Source organism: Pararcticibacter amylolyticus (assembly GCF_003130405.1).
In the GTDB taxonomy this organism is placed as follows: Bacteria; Bacteroidota; Bacteroidia; order Sphingobacteriales; family Sphingobacteriaceae; genus Arcticibacter; species Arcticibacter amylolyticus.
Map to the genome: position 1 here is coordinate 59440 of NZ_QEAS01000009.1, position 15115 is coordinate 74554.

The 15115-nt window shown below is 46.3% G+C and carries 15 protein-coding genes; 9 read left to right on the top strand and 6 right to left on the bottom strand.

The features are described from left to right. Positions 1-72: 72 nt before the first annotated feature. The 3 genes from DDR33_RS11895 to DDR33_RS11905 all read right to left on the bottom strand — a co-directional run bounded on the left by DDR33_RS11895 (position 73) and on the right by DDR33_RS11905 (position 2050). Positions 73-690, bottom strand: a complete 618-nt coding sequence (locus DDR33_RS11895; protein ID WP_109416020.1) for an RNA polymerase sigma factor — start codon at positions 688-690, stop codon at positions 73-75. Between the two features lie 121 nt (positions 691-811). Further along, positions 812-1399, bottom strand: a complete 588-nt coding sequence (locus DDR33_RS11900; RefSeq protein ID WP_109416021.1) for a Crp/Fnr family transcriptional regulator — start codon at positions 1397-1399, stop codon at positions 812-814. A gap of 45 nt (positions 1400-1444) precedes the next feature. Next, a complete protein-coding gene (locus tag DDR33_RS11905) occupies positions 1445-2050 on the bottom strand; it encodes a hypothetical protein (protein ID WP_109416022.1) in 606 nt (201 codons plus the stop codon). Positions 2051-2452: 402 nt separating this feature from the next. Between DDR33_RS11905 and DDR33_RS11910 the strand changes: the two genes are divergently transcribed. The 9 genes from DDR33_RS11910 (at position 2453) to DDR33_RS11950 (ending at position 12638) form a co-directional block, all read left to right on the top strand. After that, complete coding sequence (locus DDR33_RS11910) at positions 2453-3316, top strand: alpha/beta hydrolase (RefSeq protein WP_109416023.1); 864 nt, start codon at positions 2453-2455, stop codon at positions 3314-3316. Between the two features lie 308 nt (positions 3317-3624). Then, entirely contained in the window at positions 3625-4194 is a 570-nt protein-coding gene (locus DDR33_RS11915) for an outer membrane beta-barrel protein (RefSeq protein ID WP_109416024.1), read from the top strand. Positions 4195-4354: 160 nt separating this feature from the next. After that, positions 4355-4870 (top strand): type VI secretion system tube protein TssD, encoded by a 516-nt coding sequence (gene tssD, locus DDR33_RS11920; RefSeq protein ID WP_158280727.1) that lies wholly within the window; start codon positions 4355-4357, stop codon positions 4868-4870. Between the two features lie 154 nt (positions 4871-5024). Next, complete coding sequence (locus tag DDR33_RS11925) at positions 5025-5366, top strand: YciI family protein (protein WP_109416025.1); 342 nt, start codon at positions 5025-5027, stop codon at positions 5364-5366. Between the two features lie 220 nt (positions 5367-5586). Further along, positions 5587-6192: an RNA polymerase sigma factor gene (locus DDR33_RS11930; protein ID WP_109416026.1), complete on the top strand. Its 606-nt coding sequence runs from the start codon at positions 5587-5589 to the stop codon at positions 6190-6192. Positions 6193-6271: 79 nt separating this feature from the next. Next, on the top strand, positions 6272-7393 hold the full coding sequence (locus DDR33_RS11935; protein ID WP_109416027.1) for a FecR family protein: 1122 nt from the start codon (positions 6272-6274) through the stop codon (positions 7391-7393). A 230-nt stretch (positions 7394-7623) separates the two neighbouring features. Further along, the gene (locus DDR33_RS11940) at positions 7624-11052 is read left to right on the top strand and encodes a TonB-dependent receptor domain-containing protein (protein ID WP_109416185.1); all 3429 of its coding nucleotides are present in this window, start codon (positions 7624-7626) and stop codon (positions 11050-11052) included. A 17-nt stretch (positions 11053-11069) separates the two neighbouring features. Next, positions 11070-11843 carry a hypothetical protein gene (locus DDR33_RS11945; protein WP_109416028.1) on the top strand — a complete coding sequence of 258 codons (774 nt, stop codon included), beginning with the start codon at positions 11070-11072 and terminating at the stop codon, positions 11841-11843. A 6-nt stretch (positions 11844-11849) separates the two neighbouring features. Continuing rightward, the gene (locus DDR33_RS11950; RefSeq protein WP_109416029.1) at positions 11850-12638 is read left to right on the top strand and encodes a hypothetical protein; all 789 of its coding nucleotides are present in this window, start codon (positions 11850-11852) and stop codon (positions 12636-12638) included. Between the two features lie 114 nt (positions 12639-12752). Here the strand turns inward: DDR33_RS11950 and gap are convergent, their stop codons facing one another. The 3 genes from gap to DDR33_RS25835 all read right to left on the bottom strand — a co-directional run bounded on the left by gap (position 12753) and on the right by DDR33_RS25835 (position 15097). Next, the gene (gene gap, locus DDR33_RS11955; RefSeq protein ID WP_109416030.1) at positions 12753-13730 is read right to left on the bottom strand and encodes a type I glyceraldehyde-3-phosphate dehydrogenase; all 978 of its coding nucleotides are present in this window, start codon (positions 13728-13730) and stop codon (positions 12753-12755) included. A 27-nt stretch (positions 13731-13757) separates the two neighbouring features. Further along, a complete protein-coding gene (locus DDR33_RS11960; RefSeq protein ID WP_109416031.1) occupies positions 13758-14789 on the bottom strand; it encodes a GlxA family transcriptional regulator in 1032 nt (343 codons plus the stop codon). 140 nt (positions 14790-14929) lie between these two features. Further along, a complete protein-coding gene (locus tag DDR33_RS25835; RefSeq protein ID WP_158280728.1) occupies positions 14930-15097 on the bottom strand; it encodes a hypothetical protein in 168 nt (55 codons plus the stop codon). Positions 15098-15115: the final 18 nt, after the last annotated feature.

Here is a 15115-nt window from a genome sequence, read left to right on the forward strand (position 1 = left end):
CTTTTTTGCTAATACGTTTTAAAATCACCTGACATCTACTGTGAGGGAAAAAATTTTAAGAAAAGATAGAGATTACAGATTCTTTTGAATCAGATGCAGGAAGGCCGGCAAGGCGAGGCCATAGGAAATGTGGTGGGTTTTGAACATGAAGGTTTTGATCTTCCTGGTTGCCCTCACAATATGTCCGTTAATGGTAGACGTTGAGATCCCCAGCATCTGGCTAACTTCGTCGTAGCTTTTGCCTTCCTGTTTACAAAGCCTGAAAACAATCTTTTGCTGCTCGGGAAGTTGCTCGATAGCCATCTCCAGGAGCTCATTGGTTTCTTTAAGAAGCAAATGAGCGCCGGCGTCTTCCGTCACTTCATCTACGGCATATCTTACCTGCTCCTGCAATTCCTGTTCCCTGGCAAGTTTCCGGTAAAAATCATGTACCAGGTTCTGGGCAATCTGGTAAACATATCCTTTCATTCCCTTTTCGGGATCAATCAGATCACGCTTTTCCCAAACCTTGATAAAAACAGTTTGCAGGATCTCTTCCGCAACAAACTCCACCTTGAGCATCTTGAGCAATTTCCGGTAAACGGGCAAGCTGTAGTGGCTATAGAAATAATCGAAGGCTCTTTCATCACCATCACGCAGTCTTTTTAACTGAAATTTTTCACTATCCGGTGTCAGCGTTTTCTGGTACATTGGTAAGTAAACGAGTGTTCTGCAGGTTGAAATTATATAAAAATCTACCGGCAACCGTCCTGTACTGTCTGGTGAGGGGCAATATTTCAGAAGAGGCAATCGCGCACCCGACCTCTCCCGGTCAATGCCTGCCTGCCACGTTTTTCCGGATGCGGCTGAGCGATTTCGGGGCGATACCCAAATAGTTGGCAATATGGTAAAGAGGTACCTTCTGTATGATCTGAGGCTGCTCCTGCAACAGGTTCAGGTACCGTTCTGTTGCGTCTGATATCTGCAGGTTCAGGGTCTGTCTGACCATTCGCATGAATGCATTTTCAGTCAATATCCGGCCCAGTCGTTCCAGCCTGGGAATTCGTTTATACAGATCTTCCAGAACATTATTTTCAAAAACATACACTTCAGCGGGCTCCATGGCAATGATGTTCAGAAAGGCAGGGGAACGGTTAAGGCGGCTGTAAATATCGGAGACCCAATCACCGGCAAAAGCAAAATCCGTCGTGAAGCGATCGCCGTTATCAAGGAACGTAGAATAAACAAAACTTCCTGATCTGACGAAAGCAACAAAATCGCAGATGCCTCCCTGCTGAAGCAGGGAGGCATCCGCTTCTATCTTTCGGTAAAGAGCTTCAGCGTAAACTGTATCCCATTCATTATTATCCAGGGGACAAAGATTGAGAACACAATCTTTCAACTCTATGGTGTTTCCCATAATAGCCAAAGATAATACTCTTCATCTTTCAGTCATCCACAGGTTTTATTTCTTTTCCCAAATTCTCCACCCTATACGTATCACAGGAGAAAGGTCGGCCCGGGGAATATCATATCGTTCTCCATTAAAGTCGGCGCTCCCGTCACTCCTCAGGTAGAGATGCAGCCCGGGCTGCAGGTAGAGATGCCTGCCAAAGAAAAACTGGTAACTCAGCCCACCTCCGAAATCATCACTCCGGAGATCCCGGCTCATCCCGGTCAATTTCTGTTCGATCTTAAACGTGTGCATTTCCAAAAATGTGTACACTTCAAGATTTCTCCAAACATTGTAACCAAGGAAGATTCCGGGGGAAGTCTTATAAAAGCGTTTAAAGGCTTCCCTGCTGTTTTTCACCCCTGCTGGTTCTGCATTGCACTTGCCCCCGTTGATTATGCTTATTCTCAAACGAATCTTGCCGTATCTGTAACCTATTGCGGCGTGATAGCCGCCGGTAAAAAACATGGGGAATAAAGACTCCACTTCGAATGCCCGTCCCGCCTTAAAATGAGGCATCTTCTGTTCGCCGGAATCGATCACCGCTGCCTCCTGCGCCAATAAATGATCCTGGAAAACCAGGAGCAATAAGATTACATAAAAAAAATAACGTTTCATTTTATCGCACCTGCCTTGAAGCAAGTTTTACAAAGGTCGATAAACAGCGAAATATGACAGGTCCACATTTGTTACCAAAATCATCTGAAGCCCGCATACAATTATGACGCTTCTTAAAGGGTGGTACAAGCAAAGCCATAACCGGCCCGCAACAACGCAGTATCTTATCAAAATGGAAGGACGGAAACAGTGAAATTGGGAAACAGGGAACTGTTAATCTTGACAGGAATTGCCCCAGGCATTGAATTACATTCTCAATATGGGGATCGCCTGCCCGCATCAGTAAGACCCCTCCTGCTAAAATCAGGATTAAAAGAAAACACCATTTCCAATAGTATGGTCGGCGCATGTAAATGGACAAAGGAGCTTTTCTTATATTCGCCGGCATAAAACCACAGGGTCATGCAAAAAAGTGCTAAAATGCTGTTTCTTCTAATAACTCTTTCCATCAGCAACATTTGCGTTGCTCAAACTGAAACCAACGTTTTAAGTATCGGAAAGTCCGATCTGTTTCATTCAAGCATCTTAGATGAAGACCGTATTATTAATATTTATCTTCCTGAAGATTACAAATTGAACGATACGACAGCATACCCGGTCATTTATGTACTGGACGGAGGGATAGATGAGGATTTCATGCATATTGCCGGCATTGTTCGTTTTGATACGCAACCATGGATCGCCAGATTTCCCCGTTCTATTGTTGTGGGGATCGGGGGAAATGTAAGAAGACGTGACTTTACATTTGCAGTCAGCAATACAGACTTTATTGAGAAGGAAGGGTTTCGAAAATCCAGCTTCCCGCAGTATGGAGGCTCTGAAAAATATATCCGTTTCCTGGAAAAAGAACTACAACCATACATTGAAAAAAACTACAGCAGATGCAAAACCAAGACCCTTATCGGAGAATCGCTGGCTGGGCTTTTAAATACGGAGATCTTGTTAAAACGCCCTGAATTATTTACCCATTATATCATCATCAGTCCAAGCCTCTGGTGGGGCGAACAATCACTGTTAAAAAATGCAGAACAACTTCTGAACACAAATTTGAGGCAGAAAGTAAGGGTTTATATCGGTGTTCCGAACAAAGATGAGGATAAGAAAATGTTCGCAGAGAATGAAATGCTTTATCAAATACTCAGCAAGAACAGAAATATCCATGCAAGTTTCGATTATATGCCAGACGAACTCCATTCGACCGTGATTCATCAGGCAGTATATAATGCATTTAAAAAGCTTTATCCGAAACCTGCATCTTCGAAATAAGTGAATATAGCGAATTCCTTATATGCGAAATCAGATCTGGTAATTCATTAATCTTCGATAAACCTACAGTACCGGTCTTCTCCCCCTACCATCTTCCTTCCGGTACTAAATACGGACTTTAAAATCTGAGCAAATTAAAAATTCAAACGCCTCTTTTGAACATCTGACTAATTGATAAAAATAGTCAATTTACACAATAATGACTCTTCGCATTTTTTTATTGCATTATTTTGCTTCGTGTTCGAACACAAACAATATCGTTTACTAATTGCCAGCCGTTTTTCAGGCAGGCCCTAAAATTTAAAAAAATGAAAAAGGTTATAATAAAAGCAAGTTCATTAGCATTTCTATTAGCAGGTCTATCTTTTGGTGTAATGGCTCAGACAACCGATCAGCCAGCCACTTCCCGGGCGATACGCCTGAGCATCGCTCCTGAATTTGGTTTGCCTGTTGGAAATTTGTCTGATTCTCACGACTGGAGCTTCGGCGGATCTCTACAGGTCGACTACCCGGTTGCAAAAGACCTGTTTGCCACTCTTAATGCCGGTTACAATAATATCTTTGGTAAGTCAGAAGCAGGCATTGATGTTACCGACCTGCAGTTGATCCCTGTAAAAGCAGGTTTGAAATACTTCCCCACAAAAATGTTCTATGTTCAGGCAGAAGCCGGAGCTGCATTCCTTGCCAACAAGTCAGACTTCGTGAGTGGAAAATCTGCTTCCTTCGTCTATGCACCGCAAGTGGGAGTCCAGCTGCCATTCAGCGATAAAAGCTTTTTGGATGCGGGTATTCGTTTTGAAGGAAATACAAAATTTGTTGAAGGAGGAGACGCTGCCAATTTCTTCGGCCTTCGCCTAGCTTACTCCTTTCAGTTGTAAGAATCTTATACAATAATCCCAACTATATATAATCCGGCACCTGTCTCTATATGATGAAGAGGCAGGTGTTTTTTTTGTTATTTACCTGGGCCTTTTTTTTCATGAAATGAACAACATCCGGCCGGAATTGTTGAAAGGAATAAATTTTGAAAGTACATTCATGAGAAAATTATTAGCACTGATACTAACATTCACACTGTCTGTTTGCCTGGGAAAAACCACTTATGCACAGTCTGATGAGAGCCGTACAAAGATACAGCTGGCCATTATGTTCAAAGGGAAAAGCATTATCACAGACCTTAACTCTGTAGCCACGTCCCTCTCCCGTTATTACGACACGTCACCTATGTCTGCTGCGGCAAAGGATACGACTAAAAAACCGTTACAGACTGCGTCCGCTACCCAGGGACAATATTATATTAATATGGATGCTAAAAGCATCAGCGATGAACTTCTTAAAGTACTGGCAGGAAAGCAAAACCGTTTCGACGGCACCATTACCATCACGGATGCCTATGGAAAAAAACCGACCCGTACCATAGCCTTTAAGCAGGCTGCCCTCTACAGCTATTCTGATCAGTATTCCACCATGTCATATACCGACAGTTACGCATCAACAGCTATTTCATTCGATTGTAAAGAGCTATCTATTAACGGCATTGCTCTTGAGCGGTAAAAACAAACACTTCAGATCGGACGAAAGTATCCCCATGCAGCAATATTGGAAAATTCCGTTTAACCGGCTGAAGCAACAGGCACCAAAATAAATTTAAGCGCGTGTCCCCGTTTTAAAAACCGAATCGTCATGGGGATAAATAAATTGTAAACTCATGAAAGAATTCGCATTGATTTTCAGGCTGCAAAACATAGCCGATTTTAAACCGTCTCCGGAACAAATGCAGGAGCGCATTAACTGGCTGGCAGGAATTGCCGCACAAAACAAACTTGCCGACAAGGGGAGCACCCTTTTGCCCGGTGCCGGAAGTGCCAAAACATTAAGATCGAAGGAAGTTGTGACCGATGGTCCCTGCATCGAAATAAAAGATTTTATCAGTGGATACGTAGTTGTTAAGGCCGTCGATATCGACGAAGCACTTGAAATGGCAAAAGGGAACCCGATCTTTAAGATCGGTGGAAGCATTGAAGTGCGGGAAGTTTTAAAACGCGATTAGCACACCAAAGAGCCGGGTGCTGCCGCAGCTTCGGCTTATATTTTCTCAGACAAGAATCCCCGGAATAATGGCAATATCACAGCCATTATTCCGGGGATTTCCTTATAGAGGCATCACGAGCCATGCTTCTTAATATTTCCTTAACGTTTTCATCATCTCCTCATATAGTTGGGCTGTTAACTTTACCCACAGTTTATCCGGGCAACAGGAAACTATCAACATGCCTCCATTTAGTGACAGAAAGATGCTCCACTATAGTAAAATGACAGATATGGAACTGGCTGTACAACTAGCCAACGGGGATCATGGTGCATTTAGCGAGATCTACAACAGGCATTGGAAATCGTTGTATATCTATGCCAGGTCTATTCTGAAAGATTCAGACGAAGCCTCGGATGTGGTGCAGGACATCTTCACCACCTTGTGGAACCGCAGTCCGCATCTGCAGATCAACACTGGTTTAAAAGCCTATTTATTAACGGCTACCCGTCATCAGGCCTTAAGAATGATCTACAAAAGCTCGCGTGCTAATGAATATGTAACAGAGCTTGCACAAAGTTTCAGTGAAGAGGCAAGCAGCACCGATGACAATTGTAATTTCAGGGAACTCTGCACCATCATCGACCATGCTTTAGAAAACCTGCCCCCTACTATGCAGGCCGTCTACCGCAAAAGTAAACACGAGGAGCTTTCGCACCGCTCGATAGCGGCCGAACTCGGCATTACCGAACACAGCTCGCGAACCCTGCTGAACCGGGCAGTAAACTCGTTGCGGACCAAACTCACCACTCTCCTGTCTCTCGCAGCAATTTTTTGGTATTTCTAAAAAAAATCATTTTTCCTGTTGACATCCTGCCATGCCGAGCCTCTTAATATAAACGGCCCGTAAAGCCGGTTTATAAATCATGACGAAACAAGAAGCCCGTGAACTACTCGATAAGTACCTGGATGGCACAGCGACACCTCAGGAACGGACGCTGTTTGAACAGCTATCCAACCGGGTGACCCAAAAAAGATTTGAGCACATGCAAGCGGAGCCCTATGAAGAAATCGGGCATGAAATCCATAGCAGGCTACCCCGGCAGCGCCCACTTTTTAAAAGAAATGATTTTATCGCCATTGCGGCATCCTTCGTCCTGTTTGTTTCGGCGGCGGCTATCATATATTACAACAGATATCCTGATCTCAGTGGCAAACCGGAAAAGTCGCAGACCGCTGACATAAAACCCGGCCGCAACCAGGCAATGCTGACACTGGCAAACGGGAAAAAAATCATCCTCACAGACGCCGGCAACGGCGAGCTCGCAAGGCAGGACGGTATCAGTATCCGGAAAATTCAGCAGGGTGAGCTGGTATACTCCGTACTTGCACCAAACAACCGCAGCCAGGCAGAATATAATACCACCGAAACTCCCAAAGGCGGACAATTCCGTGTCGATCTTGCCGACGGAACGAAGGTATGGCTCAATTCTTCTTCTTCTTTACGATACCCCACCCGCTTCACAGGAAAAGACCGGCAGGTCATCCTCACCGGCGAGGCTTATTTCGAAGTCGCCCATCACGCGTCTATGCCGTTTAAGGTACAAACCGGCAGGCAGCTCGTTACAGTTCTGGGAACTCATTTTAACATCAGCGCTTATCACGACGAACCCACTATGAAGACCACCCTGATCGAAGGAAAAGTGAAGGTAAGCATGGTCAACGCACAGGGATTAAAAGTATTAAAACCAGGAGAACAGGCAGAACTCATTAATGATCAAATAGCAGTTAGTGAAGGCGACACCGAGCAAGCGGTGGCATGGAAGAATGGCTACTTCCGTTTTAAAGGAGAGAACATCGAAAGTATCATGCGCAAATTAAGCCGCTGGTACGACATAGAAGTAAAGTACGGCACATCTGTCCCGGAGGAAGGATACTATGGAACAGTGTCGCGCTCAAAGAATATCAGCCAGGTATTGGCGGTATTAACAGAAACAGGATCAGTTCATTTTAAAATCGAAGGAAGGAGCGTAACCGTGATGAAATAAACGCCAGGATCACCACTTCGGTATTCAGCAAAAAGGCCATACCGGCGCTAACCGGAATGACCTTCAGCCTGGAATACCTGATAATTAAAAAATTACCGGAGCGCGAAATGCCTGCAGCAAGTCGAAATGTAGAAGGCAGATCGCATTATACCAAGCAACCACAAATGTACAATATTTACCCTAATAAGTTAGTGCGGCAGAAGCGCGCGTTATACAAAACACTTTTGATTATGAAGCTGACGACCCTTTTCATGATCTTCGCCATCATCCAGGTCAGCGCCGGCGCGAAAGCCCAGAAAGTCACTTTATCAGAAAATTACACCCGTATTGATAAAGTTTTCGATAAGATCCGCGAGCAGACCGGATACGACTTCCTGTTCAGCAACGCCATTCTGAAAACAGCCAAACCCGTCACCGTCCGGGTGAAGGATGCAGAACTGGAGAAAGTACTCGCCAGCATCCTGGAAGGGCAGTCTTTAAAATACGTCGTCAAGGAAAAAACCGTCATTGTATCTATGAAGGAAAGCCCGTCCGGCGATCCGCTCAGCTACGGGGGATACAATGTTTTCAGGCAGGCCCTCCTCCCCGGCCGTATTGTGGGGAAGGTGACCGATGAACGGGGCGAACCCCTGCCCGGGGCAACTATGCGGGTTCTGGAAACCAGCCAGGCTACGCGGTCAGCTGTAGATGGCAGTTACAGTTTCAGCATAACACCGGGCACGTATACTATCGAGGTTACCTACGTATCCTTTCAGACAAAACGGATTACCCAAGTCGTGGTAGGATCAGCCGAACCAACCAGCCTCAACGTTGTTTTAATTGCCGTTACAAGCAAGCTTAGCCAGGTAACGGTGACGGCCAGCTATCGCCAGGAAAACACGGCAGCGCTCTACACACGGCAAAAAAATGCAGCAGGCCTCACTAATGGTATAAGCCGCGAGCAGATGGCGGCACTGCCCGACAAAAATATTGGCGAAACCCTCAAACGCATCTCCGGGATCAGCACCAACGACAACCGTCGTGTGGTAGTAAGAGGCATTGCCGAACGCTATAACCTCGCCATGATGGATGGCGCTACCCTACCAAGTACAGACGTCCAGGTACGTGATTTTGAGTTTGACATCGTCCCCAGTAACCTCATCGACAACGTCGTGGTCAACAAAACGTCCACGCCCGATATGAGCTTTGGATTCGGGGGCGGACTGGTACAGATCAATACCATGGCTGTGCCCGACAACAATTTTACCACACTCAGTTTCGGCAGCAAATATGTTAAAGGCAGCACCGGGAAAGATTTCCTGGGATATGGCCGCGGGAAATATGATTACCTCGGCTTTGACGACGGCAGCAGGGATCATTTCCCAAAAAACCTGAATACATTTGCCAGTGGCCAGTACAATCCCTCCAACCCCTACGCTACCCCCCCGGCAGGTGTTACAGCTATCACCCCCGCTATGATCGGGGAACAAAATAAACGGATCGGCGGACTGGAGCGAATCGGGGAGCGACTCTATACCGCGGCACCCGGACAAAGCTACCAGCTCAGCCTTGGCCGCAGCTACCAGGCGGGCAACCACCACCTGGGCTTTGTGGGCTCGTTAAGCTACCGCAATGAACAGTCGATAGACGATATCGCTCAATTCGGGCGCGGGGAATGGGAAAAATTAGGCAACGTCACCTATAACAACGAAACGGGCGAAGAACTGATGCCAACCGCCGCCAAACAATATAACTTCAATACCACCTGGGGAGCGCTGCTCAACTTCGGATGGAACTCAAAAAACCACAAGCTCACCTCACGCAATTTCTATTCACGGGTGTTCAGCAACCAGTTTTCGCGCATCAGTGGTTATACAGCCGATCCGCTGGAGTTTCCCGAGGTCCGCGATTACGACCGTCCCAAGTTTATTGACCTGCTGCAGAACCGTATAAACGGCGAACACAGTTTCGGAGCTTTTCGATTTGACTGGAATATAGCCCGAAATAAGTTAACCAACACAGAACAAGATGCTGTGGAAGCCTGGTTAAGGCCTTTAGAGGCCGGAAGTTCACAGTATGTTATCACGCCCAGCTCACCCACCAACCCGGGAGGCGGAACATTCAACCGGGCTCAATACAAATATATTGAGACTAACAAAATAGCAGAGGGAGCCCTGAGTTACCAATTCGAAGTGCTGAAGCAAAAACAGATCATCAAATCAGGTTACCAATACCTCCAGCGCGAGGGAATTTACGACTGGACCATATTGCCTATCTCGACACTGGGCGGCGTCTATGCCGGTGTACCCGTGCAGGAATGGGGACAGTTCCTGGATTTTAAATATCCGCTCACCGACCTCTTTTACTATCCGGCCGGTTTTTCAGAGAACGGCTACCGGGGCAAAAACATCAACCAGGCTGTGTACGGCATGCTCGACAACCGCTTCAGCAACTGGCTGCGCCTGGTCTGGGGGTTGCGGGCAGAATATTATAAATACGATAGGATAAGGAACGGCGCCAACGACCGAATCACCAACGATCTGATCGAAAGAAGTGAAAGAGAAGTTTTTGTCGACCCGGAAACCGGAAAAATCGTCACAGCATTTGCCGATGCTGAGAATGAAGAGAAAACATGGCGTTATCTCCCCTCTGCCAGTTTAACAGTTACACCAATGAAAGACCTGAATATCCGTGCAGCCTACGCACAGTCAGTCGTGAGACCCGCACTGATCGAAAATTCACGCATGATGCGTTTCGATCCTGTTGTGGGAGGCTATCGCCGCAACGAAGGAGTGTTGTCAACCCGGATAGACCATTACGACCTTCGCCTGGAATGGTATCCCAGGGCTGGCGAAGTCTTATCTGCAGGTTACTTCCACAAATACTTCGATAAACCGGCTGAGATTTACCGAACACAGACAGACCCTACCGGACGCGTATACCTGCTCACCCAAAACTCCGAATGGGCGAAGGTTGACGGCTGGGAGTTTGATGTGCGCAAGAGCCTCGGCTTCATTAACAACAACTGGCGCTTTATGGAGGATATTTTTGTAAGCGGCAATCTTACCCTGCAGACTTCCGAAGTGCAGGCCAGCACCTTCACCAGTAAAGGCATGAACTCCGATAAATATGGTAAGACATATTCTTACCGTACCAAAGTACAGCAGAAAGAAAAAAGACCCTTATACGGACAGGTGCCTAAAGTATATAACATAGGTCTTCAATACAATGGCAGCCGCCTTGGAAGCAACATAGCATTCAACCACATGGGCTATAAAACCTTTGTTACGGGGCTTTCTCCGGAGATCGTCGAGTACGAGCGGCCACGCAATCAGCTTGATGCCCAGCTCAGCTACCGCTTCCTGAAAGACAAAAAGCTGCAGGCGAGGTTCAATATAAGCAATATCCTCAACGACCCTTACCGCTTCTACGTCAACAGCATCGACACCTACGAGCTCCAGGATAAGTGGAAAGGCATGGGTATTAACCAGATCAACGAGGCCGGAGCATTCGACTGGGGAGATATTTACAAATGGAAGGAAGGCTTTTCACGGGACTACGAGGAAGGTCATTATGAAACCTCGTCCGACGGAAAGACCAGGACCCGCGTAGGTGACAAGGACACTTTTATGCGCCGAACAGGCACATCTTTCAGCTTATCAGTAAGCTATAATTTTTAAACTCTTTGTACAAAAACATGAAAACAGCAACAGTATTTTTTGCACTCATAACCAGTCTGCTTGCACTGTCTTCCTGTAAAAAGGACGGTGAAATCCAGGATACCCGGAATGTACTGGCCGTATCGTTCAGCATTCTGAACGTTGGCAATACCCCCCTTGAAGCAATGATCGATACCTTCCGGGTGGAAATCCCCACCGGGCGCTTCGACATTACCAGGGCTTTTCCGCTGCAAAGTATGCAGCGGAGCATGAGACTTAGTATTACCGAAAAAGAAACGGGGAAACCGGTGATGGAAAAAGAACTGAAAAAGGAGGACGGGCGTGCCGATATCAGCTTTTTTTACATGAACGGGGAAATAGGAAAAGTTCCACAGGTGCCACCCGTTGAGCAAGGTAAGATCAAGATCATCTATATGTTCAGGCCGGTGAAAACCAACTATTCCGAACCGGTAGACATCGCATTGGGCAAATTTCACCTTACACCTAAGGTATTTGAAGAGATCACCCGCATTAAGAACGTGAAGGCTAATGAGTTTACCGAACCCGTAACCATTTCCACATTTCCCATCACAGGACAACAGTACAACGGTCAACCCTCAGCTGTCTCGTTCCAGGTGTATATCTACAAAGCAGGCACCAATGAACTTTATACCCAGGGAACGGGATATACCTGGAGCCCGACGGGATCAACGGCTCCGAAGCCATCATCCACTACGGCTTCATCTAAATTATACATATTCAGCGAGGCTCCAACCAGCTTTATGGCGTTCGCTAAAAATTTCGAAATATAACATACCATGAAAGTACTCAAGAAATATATCCGGACCACCTTGCTGTCTGTTTTGCTGATCAGCACCCTCTCCGCCTGTAATAAAGAAGACCAGGATGTGGAAAAAGCCATGCACATCATCGTCAGCGGGTACAACGCTGGGGACAGTCCTCTCATGATCTCGATCGATACCACACGGTATAACCGGACAAACGACATTGTAAAGCCCACCTCGCTGATCGGTTTAAATGCCGTTTATACCTACACTACACAAAAGGAAAGACTGTTAACCATAACAGACACGGTCACCCAAAAAGTACTTTACAGTAAAGCGCTCCCGGTAAGCGGGTCAAAAGCAAATTTCAATTTCGTTTACCTTGATGGCCACGAGCTGGAGATCCAGACGCCAACTGCTGACCCCGCCACCAACAAGCTGTCTTTCTATATCCAGTATACTGCTGACGATTCTCCCTTTGATATCTTTTTATACAGGATGGATAACGATACCGGCACTGAGCACCGGCAGTACCTGGCCAGAAACGTGAAGTCGCGGACCTGGATCAACCTGAATTACGTGCCGGATGAATATTTCAGCGACTATAACGCTGTGCGGGCCGGCAGTATATGCTTTACGAAAACCGGAACAACAGATCAGTGGGCATTTAACCAGGATGAAAATATGAGCAAACTGGACGCATCCGGTTTAATCCTGCCTAAAGCAGGCGAAAAAGGCCTGGTACTGCCCTATTTTGTCGTGCATGATGCCACCAGCAAGCTCACCTATACGCGCCTGTTCTTTTACCCCGACAGGTCGTAAGCCATCTGCTGCCTACAGCAAAACGAATCCCGGTCCTTCATTGAAGCCGGGATCCGTTTTTATTTGTAAATCAGACGTTATCAACCTTGCCCTGGTTTTGCCATGGAGGTTCTATCACAATATACTCACCAGCTCAGCAATCCGGTTAGAAATTCCTACCTCGTTATCATACCATGCAACAACCTTCACCATATCGCCAATGTTCTTAGTCATGCTGCCGTCCACAATAGAAGAATGGGTGTTTCCCAGGATATCAGATGACACTAAGGGTTCCTCTGTATATTCTAAAATACCCTTCAGCGAATTTTCGGCATAGTGTTTAAACAGTTCATTCAATTCCTTTGCCGAAACTTCTTTCTTCAGGTTAACAGAAAGATCGACAATCGATGCATCAACCACCGGAACCCGGTAAGAATAGCCGTCCATTATGCCTTTCAGATTAGGAAGCACATCTCCGATAGCTTTGGCTGCACCGGTTGTAGTTGGGATAATAGAATATGTTGCAGCCCTCGCCCTGCGTAAGTCCCTGTGAGGGGCGTCCTGCAGGTTCTGATCAGCAGTGAAAGCATGCACTGTAACCATATAGCCCGATTTTACACCAAATTCCCTGTCGAGGATATAAAGCAGAGGCGCAATACTTCCCGTAGTACAGGATGCTGTAGAATAGATTTCGTCGCCGCCAATCAGGTCGTCATTTATTCCGTGCACAATAGTTTTTACCCCCCCGGTTGCAGGAGCAGTGATCAGCACTTTTTTTGCACCTGCAGTGATATGCGACTGGGCGGCAGATTTATCAGTAAACCGGCCTGTAGATTCTATCACAACATCGATCTGCAGTGCTTCCCAGGGAAGTTTCGCCGGATCTTTTTCACTGAGCAGGCGTATTTTCTTTCCGTTTACAATAATGTTTTCGCCATCTTCCAGAACCTCCCCCGGATAACGACCATGAGCAGTGTCGTACTTTAAAAGATGAGTCAATGTCTTGATATCAGTTAAATCATTGACTGCTATAACCTCTACTTCCGGTTTATTTTCAAGGGCGCGAAGTGTCATCCGGCCAATACGGCCGAATCCATTAATTGCAATTTTCATAAAAATTAATTTTTAAATTAAAAAATATTAAGTGATCACATCCGCCAGAGAAGTTCTAAAAGCCCTCCGGTAGTCGGATGGAGTGACCATTAAGTGGCGTAAGAAAGTTCTCCTCATGGATACCAGTCCGCCCAATCCGCACCTCTCAGCAATCTCTTCTAATGAACTATCGGTATCTTCCAGGTATTTGCGTGCGGCCTCTACCCTCAGCTTTTCCACGTATTTTGCAGGAGGTATGCCAGTTTGTTTGTGAAATACCCTGGTGAAGTTTCTCGGACTCATGTTCATATGATCTGCCAGCCGCACAACATCCAGCGGTTCGTGCAGATGCCCGATCATCCAGGAGCGTATTTTTTCTGCGATGTTCTGATGATCATATACCGGCAACAAATTTCCGAACTGAACCTGGAAACCCGGTCTGTTGAGATAAAATACCAGCCTTCTGGCTACCTGCATTGCAATTTCTTTTCCATGATCCTCTTCCACCAGGGCTAACGCCAGGTCGATCCCTGAAGATACCCCGCCGGAAGTATAAATCTTGCCGTCGCGGGTATAAAACGGATTGGGATCTACCTGTATCAACGGATAGTTTTTCTGAAGCTGCCTGCTTCGGTCCCAATGAGTAGTTGCTCTCTTTCCATTCAGTAATCCGGCCTTGGCAAGTGCAAATGCTCCCGCACACACAGAGCCAACCCGCCTGGTATGCTGATCGACTGCAGAAAGCCAGTGATAAAAATCCTGATAAGCCGGGTCGTCCAGGTTCTGAACATCATTACTTCCGGCGATCAATAGTGTATCAATAGGGCCGCTGACCTCCATTACAGAATACGTGCAGGTGATTTCGATCCCGGCAGAATTGGTTACTTGCTTGTTTGCATTGGGCGACGCCACAAGCACCCTGTAACCATCGGTCCTACCCCGAAGTTCAAGGGCCCGGTTAGCACAGTTAAATACGTCGGCAGGTCCGGCAAAATCAAGCAGCATATGACCCGTCATCGCGACAATTACTATTTGTTTTTGGGGATTATCCTCTGCGATAAATAAATCATCCTGGTTCATAAACCAAATCTACAGAATCAAGGATTAGTCTAAAAGGACATAAATTATACAATTTAGGCCATTAATAACAATACTAACTCCTCGTAACTATGTCAGTTACGGTAGTCAAACAAACGAACAGCTACTTCAAGCTTAAACTATCAGGTTCTTTTTCTCCAGGCTTTTAATACAAGCCCGCCGCAAAAGCCTACTGCACCTCCTATGGCAACGCTGGTCAGTACGTCAAACCGGTATACCCTGTTCAGCACCAAAACGATGAATCCGGTGACGGCAACAACGATGAATCCGGGAAAGTCCATATCTCTCATGACGGCAAACTTAATAAA